General features: G+C 60.2%; 13 protein-coding genes and 1 pseudogene (1 of these 14 cut by a window edge). 8 read left to right on the forward strand and 6 right to left on the reverse strand.

Features of this window, described 5'->3' with window-relative positions; all coding sequences use genetic code 11:
• The first annotated feature begins 170 nt into the window (after positions 1–170).
• Positions 171–737, forward strand: a complete 567-nt coding sequence (locus ACTG27_RS21005) for a TetR/AcrR family transcriptional regulator (protein ID WP_005335495.1) — start codon at positions 171–173, stop codon at positions 735–737.
• A gap of 58 nt (positions 738–795) precedes the next feature.
• On the opposite strand, the gene ACTG27_RS21010 is transcribed toward ACTG27_RS21005, so the two are convergent.
• On the reverse strand, positions 796–1,749 hold the full coding sequence (locus tag ACTG27_RS21010; RefSeq protein ID WP_267518515.1) for a LysR family transcriptional regulator: 954 nt from the start codon (positions 1,747–1,749) through the stop codon (positions 796–798).
• Positions 1,750–1,904: 155 nt separating this feature from the next.
• Here ACTG27_RS21010 and aguA point away from each other — a divergent pair, with 155 nt between their 5' ends.
• A complete protein-coding gene (gene aguA / locus ACTG27_RS21015) occupies positions 1,905–3,002 on the forward strand; it encodes an agmatine deiminase (RefSeq protein WP_236320183.1) in 1,098 nt (365 codons plus the stop codon).
• 256 nt (positions 3,003–3,258) lie between these two features.
• Positions 3,259–4,962, forward strand: a complete 1,704-nt coding sequence (locus tag ACTG27_RS21020; RefSeq protein ID WP_439980347.1) for an amidase — start codon at positions 3,259–3,261, stop codon at positions 4,960–4,962.
• A 122-nt stretch (positions 4,963–5,084) separates the two neighbouring features.
• Here ACTG27_RS21020 and ACTG27_RS21025 read toward each other — a convergent pair whose 3' ends face one another.
• Complete coding sequence (locus ACTG27_RS21025; protein WP_439980349.1) at positions 5,085–5,660, reverse strand: hypothetical protein; 576 nt, start codon at positions 5,658–5,660, stop codon at positions 5,085–5,087.
• A gap of 428 nt (positions 5,661–6,088) precedes the next feature.
• Here ACTG27_RS21025 and cphA point away from each other — a divergent pair, with 428 nt between their 5' ends.
• Positions 6,089–6,853, forward strand: coding sequence for a CphA family subclass B2 metallo-beta-lactamase (gene cphA, locus ACTG27_RS21030; protein WP_245148366.1), 765 nt, complete (start codon positions 6,089–6,091; stop codon positions 6,851–6,853).
• A gap of 228 nt (positions 6,854–7,081) precedes the next feature.
• Positions 7,082–8,353 (forward strand): lipopolysaccharide biosynthesis protein, encoded by a 1,272-nt coding sequence (locus ACTG27_RS21035; RefSeq protein WP_439980350.1) that lies wholly within the window; start codon positions 7,082–7,084, stop codon positions 8,351–8,353.
• 84 nt (positions 8,354–8,437) lie between these two features.
• Here the strand turns inward: ACTG27_RS21035 and ACTG27_RS21040 are convergent.
• The 3 genes and pseudogenes from ACTG27_RS21040 to ACTG27_RS21050 form a co-directional block, all read right to left on the reverse strand.
• Positions 8,438–9,684 (reverse strand): annotated as a pseudogene (locus ACTG27_RS21040) (DEAD/DEAH box helicase).
• Positions 9,685–9,782: 98 nt separating this feature from the next.
• Positions 9,783–11,252, reverse strand: a complete 1,470-nt coding sequence (locus tag ACTG27_RS21045) for a GGDEF domain-containing protein (protein WP_439980548.1) — start codon at positions 11,250–11,252, stop codon at positions 9,783–9,785.
• A 156-nt stretch (positions 11,253–11,408) separates the two neighbouring features.
• Entirely contained in the window at positions 11,409–11,873 is a 465-nt protein-coding gene (locus tag ACTG27_RS21050; protein ID WP_439980352.1) for a hypothetical protein, read from the reverse strand.
• A 198-nt stretch (positions 11,874–12,071) separates the two neighbouring features.
• Between ACTG27_RS21050 and ACTG27_RS21055 the strand changes: the two genes are divergently transcribed.
• Complete coding sequence (locus tag ACTG27_RS21055) at positions 12,072–12,980, forward strand: SAM hydrolase/SAM-dependent halogenase family protein (protein WP_439980353.1); 909 nt, start codon at positions 12,072–12,074, stop codon at positions 12,978–12,980.
• Positions 12,981–13,170: 190 nt separating this feature from the next.
• Complete coding sequence (locus ACTG27_RS21060) at positions 13,171–16,209, forward strand: cytochrome c peroxidase (protein ID WP_439980354.1); 3,039 nt, start codon at positions 13,171–13,173, stop codon at positions 16,207–16,209.
• Positions 16,210–16,280: 71 nt separating this feature from the next.
• Here the strand turns inward: ACTG27_RS21060 and ACTG27_RS21065 are convergent, their stop codons facing one another.
• Positions 16,281–16,841 (reverse strand): gamma carbonic anhydrase family protein, encoded by a 561-nt coding sequence (locus ACTG27_RS21065; RefSeq protein ID WP_005343397.1) that lies wholly within the window; start codon positions 16,839–16,841, stop codon positions 16,281–16,283.
• A 203-nt stretch (positions 16,842–17,044) separates the two neighbouring features.
• Here ACTG27_RS21065 and ACTG27_RS21070 point away from each other — a divergent pair, with 203 nt between their 5' ends.
• Positions 17,045–17,592, forward strand: the 5' portion of a protein-coding gene (locus ACTG27_RS21070) for a ribonuclease T2 family protein (RefSeq protein ID WP_439980355.1). 94 nt of this gene lie beyond the right edge of the window; the window shows 548 of its 642 coding nt (coding positions 1–548); its start codon is at positions 17,045–17,047; its stop codon lies beyond the right edge, outside the window.

The raw sequence follows: 17,592 nt of genomic DNA on the forward strand, positions 1-17,592 counted from the left end.
GAACGTGCATTCAAGACGTTTTTTGCGTCAGGTGCAAGCTTTTTTGAATGCGCGTTCAAGAAGGTTGGCCCGAGCGGGCGGCTGGGGTAAACTTGCCGCCCTTTCCAGCCACTCTTTATCGGCGGGCCCTGTTGCCCCTTGCCGGTGAACCATTTCCCACGGGAGGAACCATGCGCATAGCCGAGTTTGATCGGGACGAGGTACTGCGAAATGCCATGGAAGCGTTTCGCGCCAAGGGATATGCCAAGACCACCATGCAGGAGCTGGTGGCCGCTACCGGCCTGCACCCGGGCAGCATTTACGGCGCCTTTGGCAACAAGCGCGGCCTGCTGCTGGCTGCGGTGGATCATTATGTCGAGGGCAAACGCACCCTGCGCCGCTCCCTGCTCGACAACCCGAGCCCGCTGGCGGGCCTTGCGGCCTATCTCGACCGGATTGTGGGTGAGGCGCTCTGCGGCTCCTGTCTGGTGACCCGCACCATGATGGAGCTGAGCGAGCAGGATGAGGAGCTGACCCAGCGGGTCAAGGGGATCTATGGCGAGCTGGAGCAGGATCTGGCCGAGTTGCTGACGCAGGCGCAGGCCAAGGGTGAATTGGCCCCGGATAGCAATATCCATACCCTCACTGCCCTGCTGCTGATCAACCTGCAAGGGCTGGTCACCTTCGCCCAGTGCCGCCCCGATCGCCCCCTGCTCGACGACGTAGTCGCCCAGCTGATGCGGGCCCTGCGGGCGTAACGCGATACCGCAGAAACAACAGTGGCTCCCTCGGGAGCCACTGTTGTTTGCGGGAGGGTTACCTCGGCCCCACCAGCTCTTTCATCAAATCTTTCAGCCACACCAGTGCGGGTTGCTGGGCATGCACGGGGTGCCAGACGCAGTTTAGGTGGTAATCCGGCACGTCTGCGGGCAGCGGCAGGCTTTTCAGCGGCCAGTGGGTGGCGAGCAGCTCGGCCACCATGCTGGGCAGCACCAGCAGGTGATCGCTCTGGCTGACAATGGCGGCGGCGGACATATAACTCTGACTGTTGACCGAGATGGTGCGGCTAAAGCCCTGACTCTTCAGATAGCGGTCGAGGCTTGCCTCCGAGGTACCTAGCGGCGAGTGGAACACATGGGGCATGGCGATGAGCTGCGGCAGGGTGATGCGCTCCTGCCACTGGGAGGGGTCATCCTCGGCACCGGCGGGGGCCGATTTGGCAATGGGCAGATCGGCGCGTACCAGCCCGGCCAGCGGCTCGGTGAGCCAGGTCTCCTTGCCGAGATACCCCGGCACCTGCATGTACTCGTCAAACCCCAGCACCAGATCGATCTCGCCGCTTGCCAGCTCGGCTTCGGGCAGGGTGTCGCGCAGGATGCGGATCTCGATGGTGACCCCGGGCGCCAGCCCTCTGAGTCGCTGGATCAGCGGCGGGATCAGCACGCACTCCACGTAATCTGTGGTGCAGAGCACGAAGCGCCGCTTCGACTGGCTCGGCTCGAACTCTTCTTCCTCGGTGAGCTGCTGCTCCAGCAGCCGCAGCGCCTGCTGCACCCCGAGATGCAGCCGCTGGGCGCGCGGGGTCGGCAGCATCCCCTGCGGGGTGCGTACCAAAAGCGGGTCGCCGAGAAAGGTGCGCAGCCGGTTAAGGGAGTGGCTCATGGCGGGCTGGCTGATAAAGAGCGCTTCGGCGGCGCGGGTGACGCTGCCCTGCGTCATCAGGGCGTCAAATGCGAGCAGCAGATTGAGGTCGAGCTGGTGCAGTTTCATGGGGGGATTATTCGCCGTGTTTATGGGACAATCCATCCTATTCATTTGATGGATGGGGGCGCAACGTCTTAATCTGCGACCCACTCTTATTTTTCCGGGTTCCCGCGCCGCATCTGGCGTAAACGGGGGCCTCAATCCATGCAAGGAGCCTTGCGATGAGCATCAAGACCATTAACTCCACGCCGGCCGCCGACGGCTTCACCATGCCCGCCGAGTGGGCGCACCAGCAGGCCGTCTGGATGATCTGGCCGTTTCGCCCGGACAACTGGCGCGTAGCCGGTCGCTTCGCGCAAGAGACCTTCGCCAAGGTGGCCGATGCCATCGGTGGCGCCACCCCGGTCTTTATGGGGGTACCGGCCCAGTTTATGGAGCAGGCCCGCGCCATCATGCCCGCTCACGTCACCCTGGTTGAAATGGACAGCGATGACTGCTGGGCCCGCGATACCGGCCCGACCATCGTTACCAACGCGGCTGGCGAGTGCCGTGGCGTGGATTGGGGCTTCAACGCCTGGGGCGGCCACAAGGGCGGTCTCTACTACCCGTGGAATCAGGATGAGGAAGTGGCAGCCCAGATGCTGACCCAACACGAGATGGCTCGCTACGATGCGCCGCTGATTCTGGAAGGGGGCTCCATCCACGTCGATGGCGAAGGCACCTGCCTGACCACCGCCGAGTGTCTGCTCAACGAAAACCGCAACCCGCACCTGACCAAAGAGCAGATCGAAGCTCACCTGCGCGACTATCTGGGCGTCACCAGCTTTATCTGGCTGGACGAAGGCGTCTATATGGATGAAACCGACGGCCACATCGACAACATGTGCTGCTTCGTGCGTCCGGGTGAAGTGGCCCTGCACTGGACTGACGATCAGAACGATCCCCAGTACGCCCGCTCCGTGGCCGCCCTCAAGGTGCTGGAAGCGGCGGTCGATGCCAAGGGTCGCAAGCTGAAAGTGTGGAAGTTGCCCCAGCCGGGCCCGCTGTTCTGCACTGAAGAGGAGTCTGCCGGTGTCGAGAGCGGAACCGGTGTACCGCGCGAGGCAGAAGGCCGTCTGGCCGGTTCCTATGTGAACTTCCTGATCACCAACGATCGCATCGTCTATCCGCTGCTGGATGCCGCCACCGATGGCGAAGCCCAGCGCATTCTGGAAGAGATCTTCCCGGATCACACCGTGATCGGCGTACCGGCCCGCGAGATCCTGCTGGGCGGTGGCAATATCCACTGCATTACACAACAGATCCCGTCCGGCAAATAAGAACCGGATGACGATCCTGCTGCGAAGCCGTGATCAAGGCTCATGTGCTGCTCGGAAGCCTCACGTATGTTTATACGCTCCGGTTCCTGCGCTGCTCTTCACCTTGCTGACGGCCTCTCGCGACGGGTCGTAAACCGGTTCTAGTTAGTATTCAAAACCCCACGCCGTGGGGTTTTATCTCTTGATGGTGTGATGGTCGCAGGCGCTGATGCGGCGATCATCATGACAAACAGTCACCCTTTTACAGGAGATCAAAATGATCGAAGTGACCGAGGTTTCCATTGCCGAGCTGCGTGCCGCGCTCGAATCAGGCCGCACCACAGCGGTCGAACTGGTCAAGGCCTATCTGGCCCGGATCGAGGCCTACAACGGCCCCGAGACTGCCACCAAACTCAACGCCGTGGTGGTCGCCAATCCCGATGCGCTGAAAGAGGCCGAGGCTTCCGATGCCCGCCGCGCCCGTGGCGAGACCCTGAGCCCGCTCGACGGCATCCCCTACACCGCCAAAGACAGCTATCTGGTCAAGGGGCTGACCGCCGCTTCCGGCAGCCCGGCCTTCAAGGATCTGGTGGCCCAGCGCGATGCCTTTACCGTTGAGCGCCTGCGCGCCGCCGGCGCCATCTGCCTTGGCAAAACCAATATGCCGCCGATGGCCAATGGCGGCATGCAGCGCGGCGTCTATGGCCGTGCCGAGAGCCCCTACAACGCCGACTACCTGACCGCGCCGTTTGCCTCCGGCTCCTCCAACGGTGCCGGTACCGCCACCGCCGCCAGCTTCTCCGCTTTTGGTCTGGCGGAAGAGACCTGGTCGAGCGGCCGTGGCCCGGCTTCCAACAACGGTCTGTGTGCCTACACCCCATCCCGTGGCGTGATTTCGGTGCGCGGCAACTGGCCGCTGACCCCGACCATGGATGTGGTGGTGCCCTATGCCCGCACCATGAATGATCTGCTGGAAGTGCTCGACGTAGTGGTCGCCGACGATGCCGACACCCGTGGCGATCTGTGGCGCATGCAGCCCTGGGTGCAGCTGCCCAAGGCCTCTGAAGTGCGTCCGGCTTCCTATCTGGATCTGGCTGCCAAGCCCGATGCCCTCAAGGGCAAGCGCCTCGGCGTGCCGCGCATGTTTATCAACAAGGATGAACTGGCCGGCACCAGCGAAAACCCCGGTATCGGCGGCCCGACCGGTCAGCGCATCCATACCCGCGAGACCGTGATTGCCCTCTGGGAAGATGCGCGCAAGGCGTTGGAAGCCGCTGGCGCCGAAGTTATCGAAGTGGACTTCCCGCTGGTCTCCAACTGCGAAGGGGACCGACCCGGCGCGCCGACCGTGTTCAATCGCGGCATCGTGAGCCCGGAGTTTCTCAACGACGAGCTGTGGGAGCTCTCCGGCTGGGCGTTCGACGACTTCCTGCGCGCCAACGGCGATCCCAAGCTCAACAAGCTGGCCGATGTCGATGGGCCGAAGATCTTCCCCCACGATCCGGGTACCCTGCCGAACCGCGAGGGCGATCTGGCGGCGGGCATGGACGAGTACGTCAATATGGCCAAGCGCGGCCTGAAATCCTGGGACGAGATCGCCACAGTGCCGGACGGCCTGCGTGGGCTGGAGAAGACTCGCAAGCTGGATCTGGAAGACTGGATGGATGGGCTCAAGCTCGACGCCGTGCTGTTCCCCACCGTCGCCGACGTCGCCCCGGCTGATGCGGATGTGAATCCGGCCTCCGCCGATATCGCCTGGAGCAACGGCATCTGGGTTGCCAACGGCAACCTCGCCATTCGCCACCTCGGCGTGCCGACCGTTACCGTCCCCATGGGCATCATGGCCGATATCGGTATGCCGGTGGGCCTGACCTTCGCCGGTCGCGCCTATGACGACAACAACCTGCTGCGCTTCGCCTCGGCCTTCGAGTCCACCGGCAGCAAGCGCAAGGTGCCGCCACGCACGCCGCCGTTGGGGTGATTGCTGTTGTGAGTTAAATATTTTGACGTGTTCGATGATGATCGGTCTAAACACCCACTTGTATTACAAGTGGGTGTTTTTTATCATCTTGAAATAAATTAATTAATAGATGGCGTGAAGGTTTAAAACATAACCATTGGATGTAGTTTCACATGTTTTTCATTCATGTTTTTCATAAAGTTAGTCTGAGTCTGAAACTCCCTAAAGTCGTTTTCTGTAAAGCTGTTTTTACCTCGGTTGAACTTATGTTCTATAGAGGAGAGTAGTATGGATTCATTTAAAAAGCAGAATCTATCTGACATAAGGTGCCGATATGAAAAAAGAGCTTCTGCGGAGAAAAATGCTTTTAACGCTTTGGATGTGCACTCATTATTTCCAATTAGGCATGATGAAAATATAATTACTTTTCCATGGTTTTTTTCTGGAATGAAAGTGTCTGTATTTTTATCAAGGCAATCTCCATTTGAAAAATAGAAGCCATTTTCATTACCATGCCCTGAAAAGATAATAATATTCTCTTTGATTTTTTTTGAGAAAAAATACTTAAGGTCGTTTAATGAATGGATCCGCTCATAATTAAAGTTCCATCCTGCTGATTTACAAAATGGTTTCCAAAAATCAGCTGAGTTTCTTGAAACCATATCTCTTGTATTTTTACCATCTAAAACAGTATCGAAAACACGAACTCCGTTGAACATATTAATACTCCACTTAAGATAAACAGGGCTGCACCATCAAAGTTGACTTAGTCTACTGCCTGATGAGTCTCGTATGAAGTCATGGAGTGTGCTGAACTTCGCAGAAATAAGGTTATGTACCCAATAGTTAAGAGTATTCGGACGATCGCGGTAAACGGACGATTACGCTGCGCTAATCGTCCCTACATCAAGGCGCTGACTGCGTGTTTTGAGCCTCTACCTCTCTCCACTTCCCGCACCGTCAATCGCCATATTGGTCGTGGCTCGTCGCCGATTCCCCCCTGATTTTTCTGCATTCCCCCAGACTTCACCTTCTCTTCACACAACCTCATTTTCCCCTCACAAATCCCCCGTATCTTCTGCCCACTGCTTAAAAGGCCCGGCTTGCCACAGGGGTGGCGAGGGGGCGGTTGGTTCGAGGGAGCAAGATGATGAAAAGTTGGATGAAGTGCACATTGGCTGGGGCCGTGGTGCTGATGGCGAGTTTCTGGGGGGGCAGCGTGCGGGCGGCGGGGATCTCCCTTAAGCAGGTGAGTGGCCCTGTCTATGTGGTGGAGGATAACTACTACGTCAAAGAGAACTCCATGGTCTATTTCGGGGCCAAGGGGGTGACTGTGGTGGGGGCGACCTGGACGCCGGATACCGCTCGCGAGCTGCACAAGCTGATAAAAAGAGTCAGCAGCAAGCCGGTGCTGGAGGTGATCAACACCAACTACCACACCGACCGGGCGGGCGGTAACGCCTACTGGAAGTCCATCGGGGCCAAGGTGGTGGCGACACGCCAGACCCGGGATCTGATGAAGAGCGACTGGGCCGAGATTGTCGCCTTTACCCGCAAGGGGCTGCCGGAGTACCCGGATCTGCCGCTGGTGCTGCCCAACGTGGTGCACGATGGCGACTTCACCCTGCAAGAGGGCAAGGTGCGCGCCTTCTACGCAGGCCCGGCCCATACGCCGGACGGCATCTTTGTCTACTTCCCCGACGAGCAGGTGCTTTATGGCAACTGCATCCTCAAGGAGAAGCTGGGCAACCTGAGCTTTGCCAATGTGAAGGAGTATCCGCAGACCATCGAGCGGCTCAAGGCGATGAAGCTGCCGATCAAGACGGTGATTGGCGGGCACGACTCGCCGCTGCACGGCCCCGAGCTGATTGATCACTATGAAGAGTTGATCAAAGCGGTGCCGCAGTCATAGCTGCTGTGTGGCAGACAGCCTGCAAGCCGTGCCATCGCAGCAATCAGCAGCCATAACGGCACACCACAAAACGCCCGCTTTCAGGAAATAAGCGGGCCTTTTGCTGTTGCGGCTTTTCTGCGGCCACTTATTGCGGGCGTTGGCACTGCGAGATTAAGGCTGTTCAAGGGAGGGAGGCTTTCATAAGATGGCCCTCTCTCTTTTCCCTGAAAGTTATCCATTTTCGTTATGCAATACGCCTCTCTCGCGCGCCTCAAGCAGGCCTTTATCACCGGGATGTGGGCCTCGCTGGTCAGCATCGTTATCGGCTTCGCCTTCAAGGTGTGGCTGGCGCAGTGGGTCGCCAAGGGGGAGCTGGCGCTGTTCAACAGCGTGGTGGATTTGATCTCCCTCTCCTTTATCCTGATGACAGGTTTTCGCTCCTCCATGGTGGTGAGCTACTCCCAGACCAAGAACGATCGGGACATCATCAATATCTTCCGCTACTTCCTCATCGGCATCGTGCTGCTCACCTGGGGGGCGGTGATCCCCTATATCAAGCACGGGCTCCATATCCGGGTGGAGTATCTGCAACTGGTGGGGGTCATCTTCGGGCTGGGGCTCAAGGTCTACTTCACCAATCTGGTGGCCATGTACCGGATGTATGCGCTCTCCAACCGGGTCACCTGGCTGGAGCCGCTGGCCAACGGTCTGCTGTTTATGGCCTGCTACTTTGGGCTCGGGATGGATGCGCTCGCTTCGCTCTTCTACGGGCTGACCTTCTCGTCGCTCGCCATCGCCGGTTATATGTATGTTTCGCGTCGTCGGGCTATTGCCACCAAGCCGCTGGCCAAGGTGGCGCTCGGCCCCGAGATGGTGAGCTATGTGAAGAAGAGCTTTACCGCCTCGCTGGAGGCGGGGGCCAGTATCCTGATGATTTACATCACTGTGCTGCTCACCATCCGCCACTTCAGCATCGACGAGCTGGGGGATTTTCAGGTGGTGGTACGCCCCATCTTCACCTATATGACCACCTTGTTTGTCTTCCCCATCTACCGCTTTGTGCTGCCTGAGCTGGCGGTCAATCTGCGCAATGGCGATCATCGCCAGATAAGGCTGATTCGCCGCTGGATCTTCCGCCTCTCCGCCATCGTCAGTCTGGCCTTCTTTGGCTTGATGCTGCTGGCGGGCAAACCGCTGGTGTTGCTGTTCTTCCCCGCCGACTACGTGGGGGCGGTGCCTGTGCTGTTCCACTTCTCCATCTTCTTTATCTTTATGATGCTCAACGGCTATCAGCTCGCCTATATCAAGGCTCACGGCCACTTTACCCGGAGTTTGCTGATCCGGCTGGCGGGCATAGTGGCGCTGGTCGCTGCCTACTATCTGGTGGCCGAGTTCACTGCCAACGTGGTGGCGATTATCGTGGCGCTGGGGCTCGGCTATATGGTGATGTTTATCCTCTCGACCCAGGCGGAGCGGCAGATCTTGCGATCCCTGCCACTGGTGCTGGCGACCCGCTAGGGTGCTACTCGCCAAGAGCTGGCTTTGGTCAGATAACAAAAAACGCCCGTGCGGGCGTTTTTTTATTGGCGGCGCAGGGGAGGTTTAACGCTTGCCCTTGCCACCCTTGTTGCCAGCGAGGGCCTGCTTTCTGGCGCGCTGCTTCTGGGCCGCCTTGCTGTTGCGGCGCGGCTCGGGCTCGAAGCGGGTGAGATCCGGCTCAAAGCCCGGAAACCACTGCTGGGGCAAGCGGGTGTCGAGCACAGCTTCCACCTTCTCCAACAGGGGCGCATCTTCCGGGCTGAACAGGGTAATGGCGAGCCCCTTGTTGCCGGCGCGACCGGTACGACCGATGCGGTGGACGTAATCCTCGGCCACAAACGGGAACTCAAGGTTAATCACATAGTTGAGATCCGTGATATCGAGGCCGCGAGCCGCCACGTCGGTGGCGACCAGCGCCTGCAGGGTGCCGGCGCGAAACTCCAGTAGCACTTTCTCCCGTGCGCTTTGCGACAGATCGCCGTGGAAGGCCAGCGCATTGATGCCCGCCTTGCCAAGCTGCTGAGCCAGCTTGTCCGCCCCTTGGCGGGTGCGGCTGAAGATCAGCGCCGGTGCCCACCCTTTCACTTTCAGCATGTGTTCGACCAGCGCCAGCTTGCGATCACTGTCCACCGTGTAGACCCGCTGCTCCACCTCGGCCGCCGTGGTGTTGCGCGGTGCCACTTCAATCAGCTCGGGGTCGCGCAGCAGCACCTTGCAGAGGGCAAACAGGTTGTCGTCGCAGGTGGCGGAGAAGAGCAGGGTCTGGCGATCCGCCGGGATCTGTTTGAGCAGCGCCTTGATCTCGTCCATAAAGCCTATGTCGAGCATGCGGTCCGCCTCGTCAAACACCAGATGGCGCAGCGCGGCCAGACTCAACGCCCCCTGACGCAGATGGTCGAGCAGACGGCCCGGGGTGGCGATCAGGATATCCACCCCGGCTTGAAGCGCCTCTACCTGCGCCGCGATACTCACCCCGCCGTAGACCAGGGTGCTGGTGAGACCGGTGCCCTGCCCGTAGCGCGCCACGCTCTCGGCGACCTGCACCGCCAGCTCGCGGGTCGGCACCAGCACCAGCGCGCGGATCGGGCGGGGCTCTGCTTGTGGCTGTTGTAGCAGCTGCTCCAGCAGCGGCAGCACAAAGGCGGCTGTCTTGCCGGTGCCGGTCTGGGCCCCCGCCATCAGATCCCGCCCCGCCAGAATGACGGGGATGGCGCGAGCCTGAATGGGGGTCGGTGCGGCATAGCCCAGTTCGCTCAGGGTCTGCTGCAAGCGGGGGAGAGGGCCAGTTCGGCAAAAGAGGTCGTGGACATAGAAGGCACCAGTCGGGGTTATCGCGGCCTGCGGCCACGATGCAGTGAGTGATCGTGGCCGCGATGGTAACAGAAGCAGGGGGCGCGGCAGAAGGCGGCTATGCCTCTGCGTCGTCCGGCAACGGGCGGATCAACCGGATCGCTTTGCCCTCGTAGCAGGCGATGTTGTGCTTGCCGTGCTGTTTGACGTGGTAGAGCAGCTCATCGGCCAGATGCACCGCCTCGGTGACGGTGAGGTAGTCGCGAATGCGGATCACCCCGGCGGAGAAGGTGATGGGGGTGGGCAGCTCGGGGATCCCCAATGGTCGATCCAGCAGGCGACCAGCGGAGTGGATCATCATCTCGTCATCCTCCATCCCCTTGAACAGCACGATAAACTCCTCGCCGCCCCAACGGATGGCGCTGTCCACCTTGCGGATATTGCTTCTGAGGTGGCGGGCAAAGGCGACCAGTGCCAGATCCCCGACGCTATGGCCATAGGTGTCGTTGATCGACTTGAAGTTGTCGATATCGAGGATCATCAGATAGTCGTGCTCATGGAGCAGACTCTGGCAGAGCACATCTCTGCGGGGCAGCCGGGTCAGGTGGTCGGTGTGCGCCAGGGTGCGCAGCCGCAGGTAGATCTGCTTCCAGGCCACCATGCCCAGCAACAGCACGATGAGATAGACCTTGAAGGCTGCACTTTGCAGGGCCAGCTTGACGAAATCGAACCAGCTGTAGGACCACTTCAGATAGAGATCATCCCCCGCTTTGGTGCGCATAAAGGGTTTGCTCAGGCAGAGATGCCTCGGGCGGCAGGGCTCGGCGGCTTCAAACGATATGTTGGTGCGGGTCGGGTTGATGGTGTCGAAGGGTCGCAGCACATCGTTAAATGCTTCATCGACGGCGATATCGATACCGAGCAGCCCGTATTTGTAACCGCCGCGCCCCGACTGATGGATGAAGGGGAAGTACATCACTATGGTGTTGCGCATGCTGAAGCTGTCGATCTCGATATCGGAGACAAAGGCTTCATCGGCGCTGCACAAGGGTCGTCCGGGGGCAAAGCTGGCGCAACCGAAGTAGTGATACCAGGCGGGCAGTGTCATCAGATCCACCTTGATCGGCGCCAGTCTGGTGGGCAGCACATTGTTGTCGGCCACCATGCCGATCAGCCGGTAGTCATTCCAGATGGTGTAGATGTTGATCACCTCCGGATAGGAGAGGGCATAGCGGAAGGTGTTGAGGATATTGGCTGCCGGGTATTGCAGCGGAATATCGGCAAAGCGGTATTTGCTTTTGAGGTCATACCCGTAGAGATAGTCGCTGCCGACGCTATTCGGGGGCGGTGGCTGATCGAGCAGATGGTGCTGTGCCAGATAGCTGGTGATGTTCTCCACCTTGAGGATCTTGGCTCGCTGGTAGAAGACCTCGAACACGTTCTTCTGTCTGGCGGTGATGAGATCCATGTCGTGCTGGATAGTGAGATAGGTGTAGTAGAAGACAGTGCCCAGCCCGGTCAGGGCGAGCAGGGCCAATCCGGCCACTTTGACGATGAACTGGCGAGCAAACGCCGATAGCCAGCGCAAGGCTGGGGGGTTACCTGAAAATAAGGTCATAGGTGTCTGGTTAGAGTACCGATAGGGGCGCGGGCGCCATACGGGCAAAGTATACGCGAATGAAATCCCGACAGGATCCACCGACAAACCTTGCCTGAAGCTGAAGCCCTCACCACTTATTTATCCCTACTCCACGATCAGCACGCTCTCGCTGGCCAGATGGTGCAGCCACTCCCTGACAATCAGCAGCACGGCGGCAAAGTGCTCGTCGCGTGGCAGCAAGCTGGCGGCGAGGGGATCCCCTTCCGCCATCGCGGCCAGCTGGCCAAAGGCTTGTTCCACCAGATCCCGGTCGAGCTGGTTGTCCCCCAGCGCTTCGGCCAGCGATGGTTGGCTGCGCAGGGTCAGCTGCAAGCCGGGCGGTATCTGCGGGGCGATGCGCATCAGCTCATCCTCCACCACCATGATGGCCCGCTCCAGTTCGAGCGGGGTGGGCGGCGCGTGGCGAAACGGTCCGGGCTGGATGGCGTGGGTGCCAAAGGCCAGCAGGTAGTGTGACGGAGCCGCATCTGGCTGGCTCAGCCAGAGCTGGCTGCTCTGTTCACCAATCTCCAGCAGCAGGGTCATCATCTCCGGTACGGGTTGTGTCATGGTGCTGAGCTCCTGTATTGTAAACGTTTTCTCATTCTGCCTTTGATACCCCCGCTGTCGCCGTTTGGCGAGCACAATTTCTGCGAGTCGTCCCTCACTTTGTTGCAAACCCCTTGCAAAAAAATTCATTGATGGCAGTCTGGATGTCTAAATGGCTTTCGCCGTTTCGTTATCCTCAGATGATTCAGGAGTTCAGATATGGATATTCGCACCGCTCCCCGTGCCATCGCGCTCGCTCTCATGCTGGCAAGCGGCATCGCCGCCGCCAACGAAGCGCTGGTGATCCAGACCGATTTCGGCCTCAAAGATGGCGCCGTGTCGGCCATGAAGGGGGTTGCCTTCGGGGTGGATCGCACCCTGCCGCTCTATGACCTGACCCACGAGATCCCGGCTTACAACATCTGGGAAGCCTCCTACCGCCTCTACCAGACCCTGCAGTATTGGCCCAAGGGCACAGTGTTTGTCAGCGTGGTGGATCCGGGTGTCGGCACCGAGCGCAAGTCAGTGGTGCTCAAGACCAGGAGCGGCCACTACATCGTGACCCCGGACAACGGCACCCTGACCCTGGTGGCCGAGCACTTCGGCATCGAGGCGGTGCACCAGATTGACGAGAAACTCAACCGCCTCAAGGGCTCCGAGAAGTCCTACACCTTCCATGGCCGCGATGTGTATGCCTATACCGGCGCACGGCTCGCCTCCGGCGCCATCAGCTACGAGCAGGTCGGCCCGCTGCTGCCCGCCGAGGTGGTGAAGATCCCCTATCAGCCTGCGGTAGCAGAGAAGGATGGCACCCTCAAGGGCACCATCCCGATCCTCGATGTGCAGTACGGCAACGTCTGGACCAATATCGACGATGCCCTGCTGACCAAGGCGGGGATCAACAAGGGGGATAACGCCTGCATCAAGATCCGCGAAGGGGATGTGGTCAAATATGACGGCAAGGCCCCTTACGTCAGCAGCTTCGGTGACGTGCCGGAAGGTCAGCCGCTGGTCTACCTCAACAGCCTGCTGCAGGTGTCGGTGGCGCTGAACATGGACAGCTTCGCCGCCAAGCATCAGGTGCAATCCGGTGCCAACTGGCATATCAGCCTGAAGAAGTGCTCCTGAAGATTGTCGGGCTTTCGACAAGCGGGTTTGAAGCAAGAGAGGGCAGCCAAAGAGGCTGCCCTCTCTCATCGGGTGGTAAGGCGTGCTGATAAGGAGTTGTTGTCAAAAAGCATATTAATTGAATGCAATTGATAATGATTGGTATTTGGTTGGATAATCGCGCACTTGTCTGACCACTCAACCATACCGAATGAAAACCAGCCTTTTACTGCTCAGCCTGCTGGCTCTGACCGCATGCAATGACAATCACAGCAATACGTCGGTGGCCCCCTCACCCGAGGTGACCCCGCCGGTCGTCAAGCCGACCGAACCGCCCATCACTCCGCCAATAGTACCGCCGGAAACTCATACCCGGGTTCCTCTGACCATTGAGGTCAATGTGGCTGATCGACTGGGGGCGGGAGCACAGCTTGAGGTGAGACAGGTCGCCACCGGGATCCGCGTGCAGCAGGCCATCGAACCGGGCCAGCTTGTCAGCATCACTTTGCCAGCAGGTCTGCAACTGGATCAGCCGCTGGAGCTGCTCGCTAGTGACGAGGGTTATCTGCTGCGCGCGGTATCGGTGCGGGTGGCGGATCTCTCGGCCGGGATCACGCTGGCGCGCCGCAACAGCGTGCCGCAGCTGGGGTTGAACGAGGAGGAGACGGCGCTCTTCCTGCTGGCGGATCAGAGCGGGGATGGTTCCCTCAGTCAGGCCGAGTGGGGCAGGGTAGAGGAGATCCGCCTGCAACAACAGGCGGCTCTTCAGGATTATGCAGCTTTCCTGCTGGCCCAGCGTCAGCCGGGCGCCGTGCTCGACTATGCCGACAGCTGGCAGATGCTGTTGGCCCTGCGCGATGACAAGCAGGCGCGCAGCTGGTATCAGCGCAGCAACAGCGCCCAGATCCAGTCCGCCCGTATCCAGCTCTATCCCGCCAACCCCAGCCAGCCGGACGAGCCGGAGACGGCAGATCTGCTGCGCCTCGATGAGCAGGGGCAGCTGGTGGTGCGTGGCCCCTGGCAGTGCCTGCACGATGTGCGCACGGTCAGCGGGGTCAAGGGTAGCCAGTACTGGCTGTATGGCAGTGACACCAGTGCGTTGGCGGTTGCCAGCCAGCCACAACTGGCTGCGGGGCTGACCGCTTGCGGCCGCAGCGACTGGCGCCTGCCGACCCTCACCGAGTTCGAGAGATTGCTGAGCAGTGACAAGTCGGCATGGCGCTATCCCAATACCTTTGCTGTTGGCTTGCCCGCCCAGATCTGGCTGCAGGATGGTGCGGGTCAACCCCGTCTCTATCAACTGGCGACCCGAACCTGGCTGGATGAGGGGGAGGGCAGTCTGCTCTGGTATGTGCTGGCACCCTATCCGGTGCGCCCCTCCGTGGTGCGCGACAGCAGCAAGCCGGACATGGCGGCCCTGCGCGCCCAATACAGCGGTTCATCGGCTCAGTGGCCTGCCGCCAGGGTGGATGACGGGGTGGAATGGCAGGAGCTGGGGCCGCTGCCGGCGGTTCCCTTCCCGGCCGACAACCCCTATAGCCGGGCCAAGGTGGTGTTGGGTCAGCAGCTCTTTTTCGACAAGCAGCTCTCCAAGGGACGGGACATCAGCTGTGCCAGTTGCCACGATCCGCAAAAGGGGTGGAGCGACGGCCTGAGCGTATCGGTCGGTCATCTGGGCCAGAAGGGCAATCGCAACGCTCCTTCCATCCTCAACAGCGCCTTCAGCTCGACCCAGTTCTGGGACGGGCGGGTCGCCACGCTGGAGGAGCAATCGCTTCACCCGATCCAGAACCCCATCGAAATGGCGCTGAGCCATGATGAGCTGCTGACCCGCTTGCTGGCCAGCCCCGACTATCAGGCAGCCTTTGCCACCGCCTTTGGCGATCAGGGGATCACGCTGGAGCGGATCGCCAAGGCGATCGCCACCTTCGAGCGCACCATCATCAGCCGCGACAGCGATTTTGAGCGCTTCGTCAAAGGGGATAGTCAGGCACTCAGTGACAAGGCTCTGTGGGGGATGCACCTCTACCGCACCGATGGCCACTGCATGAACTGCCACTCCGGCCCGCTGTTGAGTCAGCACGGGTTCGAGAGTGTGGGGCTCACCTATTACGGTCGTGGCAAGCTGGAAGATCGCGGGCGCTTCCTGCAGACCCGCAACAAGGCAGATATCGGTCGCTTCAAGACCCCCAGCTTGCGGGACGTCGCCTTTACCGGCCCCTATATGCACAACGGCATCTTCCCGATCCTGGCCCAGCGTATCGGCAGCTCGGTGCAGGGGGTGGTGGCCATGTACAACTTTGGCGTGACCAAGTGGAGCAGCGGGGTCGGCTTCCCGACCGGTGCGGATCAATATGATCCCTTCTTCCCCAAAGCCTCCGATCACCTGCATGCCCTTGGCCTCAGCAATGACGAGCTCGATGCCATCGGTGAGTTTTTGCGCAGTGCCTCGGCCGAGCCGCGCCGCACCCCGGCCACTGTTGCTGAGCTGGGGGTGAGTGAGGCGGATGACCCGGCTCCGGTGGGAGCGGTGATCACCGGCTTGGCCGTGCTGCCTGCCCAGCCTCAGCTGGAAGTGGGGCGGACGCTTCCTCTGCAACTGCAGTGGCAACTGAGCGATGGCTCTCTCGGCCCGCTCGATGGGCCTGTTGAGTGGCGCAGCGAACAGCCGGAGTTCGCCACCGTGAGTCCGCAGGGCGAGTTACGCGGTGTGGCGGTCGGTACGGCACGACTGGTGGCGACTACGGCTCGTCACACGTTGACCGTGACGGTGCAGGTGGTGGATGCCCAGCCCGATTTTGCCCGGGGCTGTCGTCAACCCGAGCTGGTGGCGGGCAAGCTGGCCTTTGTCTGCCAGCTGACCAGGGACGAGGCGGACCGGCTGTCCATCTCCTATGACGGTGTGAGCAGTGACAGTGATGGTGACTACAATCCCTTCCCGCTGGAGTATGTGACCATGGGGCAGGCGCGGGCGCGGGATTACTGCCAGCAGCTGGTGGCGCGCGGCCACGATGACTGGCGTCTGCCGACCCGGGCCGAGCTGGAGGTGCTGTTTGCCGCCTACAACAAGGATGGCGCAACGGATCAGTTGCTTCAGCAGCAGGGGTGGCCGCTCTACAACCGCTACTGGAGCAGCGATGCAACTACCAATGACGGTGGTGAGCTGCCGCTGCTCGACCTGAGCACTGGTGATCCGCTGTGGGATCTGGCGGATGAGGCTCATGCCGCCACCTGCGTCAGGGCCATCTAGCCTTCATAGATAGTCAGATGAAAAACGGGCGCTTCGGCGCCCGTTTTGTTCTCTGGTAATAAAGAAAGGGATCAGAACTCGTTGGAGAGCGCCTTGTACCCTTTGACCAGATCGATATTGGTGTGGGCCACGTCCTCGGAGAACTCGGCGGCATCTACCGAAACCCGCGGGATATGGGTCAGATCGCTCTGCTGGTTGATGCGGGTGGTGGAGGGGACGTAGAACTCCGGCGGCAGATCGCAGCCATCGATCACCGAGTTATGACGCACCACGGCACCGTCACCGATATGGCAGTTGAACAGCACGCTGTTGAAGCCGATAAAGACCCGGTTGCCCACTTCGCATGGCCCGTGGACGATGGAGCGGTGGGCGATGGAGGTGTACTCGCCGATGGTGACGGCGGCACCGGATTTGGAGTGGATCACCACGCCATCCTGAATATTGGAGTTGGCGCCGATGACGATGGGTTCCATCTCGCCGTTGGCATCCACTTCGTCGGCGCGGATCACCGCATAGGGGCCGACAAAGACATTCTCTTTGATGATCACCTTGCCGCAGATGATGGCGGTCTTGTCGATATAGGCGGATTCGTCGATGACAGGCAGATGGCCGGAGGGATTCTTGCGGATCATGTTACATCCTGTGGTTGCCAAGAGGGATTATCTGGTGGTGGACGAGGAGCCTACCGGTCGGTCAGCTTACCCCTGCTCGCCCTCTGGTGAAACCCCTGACTGGTCTGACCCTTGTCGTATGCCGTTTCAGCATGGCTGTTTCCGGTCGCCAGAATATGGGAGCATGGCTGTTATCCCGAGTCGCGTTAGATGGACATATAAAGATGAAGAAGATGATTGCCCTGTTGGCGGGTGGTTTATTGCTCTCCTCGGCCGTGCAGGCCAAAGGGGAGGCGGGGGAGTTTGACTATTACGCCATGGCGCTTTCCTGGTCGCCCGAGCATTGCGCCGTCAAACCGGCCGATCGGGACCAGTGTTCCCGCAAGCTGGGGTTCGTGCTGCACGGTCTTTGGCCCCAGTACGATCACGGTTACCCCAGCAACTGCACCCGCGAACGGCTCAATCCCGATATGGAGAGCGAGTTTGCCGACCTTTACCCCAGCCGCTTTCTCTATCGCCATGAGTGGGAGAAGCACGGCACCTGCTCCGGCCTGAGCCAGCAGGCCTTCCATCAGCTGGCGAGCGATTTGCGCCAGAAGGTGAAGATCCCGGCGGCCTATCAATCGCCGAAAGAGCCGCTGCGCAAAACCAGCTTCAAGCTCAAGGCCGATCTGGCGAGCGCCAACGAGTGGCTGGCCCCTGACAACATCACGGTGGCCTGCGCCGATGGTGGCCGCTTCCTACGGGAGGTCTATATCTGCGTCAATAAAGA

Origin of the sequence: Aeromonas sp. 97A (assembly GCF_051919185.1) — a bacterium.
Taxonomy (GTDB): domain Bacteria; phylum Pseudomonadota; class Gammaproteobacteria; order Enterobacterales; family Aeromonadaceae; genus Aeromonas; species Aeromonas veronii.

What these genes read in the sequence shown, in the direction of transcription:
- ACTG27_RS21005 (WP_005335495.1), top strand. Translation starts at nt 171, where the DNA reads ATGCGCATAGCCGAGTTTGATCGGGACGAGGTACTGCGAAATGCCATG.
- ACTG27_RS21010 (WP_267518515.1), bottom strand. Translation starts at nt 1,749, where the DNA reads ATGAAACTGCACCAGCTCGACCTCAATCTGCTGCTCGCATTTGACGCC.
- aguA (WP_236320183.1), top strand. Translation starts at nt 1,905, where the DNA reads ATGAGCATCAAGACCATTAACTCCACGCCGGCCGCCGACGGCTTCACC.
- ACTG27_RS21020 (WP_439980347.1), top strand. Translation starts at nt 3,259, where the DNA reads ATGATCGAAGTGACCGAGGTTTCCATTGCCGAGCTGCGTGCCGCGCTC.
- ACTG27_RS21025 (WP_439980349.1), bottom strand. Translation starts at nt 5,660, where the DNA reads ATGTTCAACGGAGTTCGTGTTTTCGATACTGTTTTAGATGGTAAAAAT.
- cphA (WP_245148366.1), top strand. Translation starts at nt 6,089, where the DNA reads ATGATGAAAAGTTGGATGAAGTGCACATTGGCTGGGGCCGTGGTGCTG.
- ACTG27_RS21035 (WP_439980350.1), top strand. Translation starts at nt 7,082, where the DNA reads ATGCAATACGCCTCTCTCGCGCGCCTCAAGCAGGCCTTTATCACCGGG.
- ACTG27_RS21050 (WP_439980352.1), bottom strand. Translation starts at nt 11,873, where the DNA reads ATGACACAACCCGTACCGGAGATGATGACCCTGCTGCTGGAGATTGGT.
- ACTG27_RS21055 (WP_439980353.1), top strand. Translation starts at nt 12,072, where the DNA reads ATGGATATTCGCACCGCTCCCCGTGCCATCGCGCTCGCTCTCATGCTG.
- ACTG27_RS21060 (WP_439980354.1), top strand. Translation starts at nt 13,171, where the DNA reads ATGAAAACCAGCCTTTTACTGCTCAGCCTGCTGGCTCTGACCGCATGC.
- ACTG27_RS21065 (WP_005343397.1), bottom strand. Translation starts at nt 16,841, where the DNA reads ATGATCCGCAAGAATCCCTCCGGCCATCTGCCTGTCATCGACGAATCC.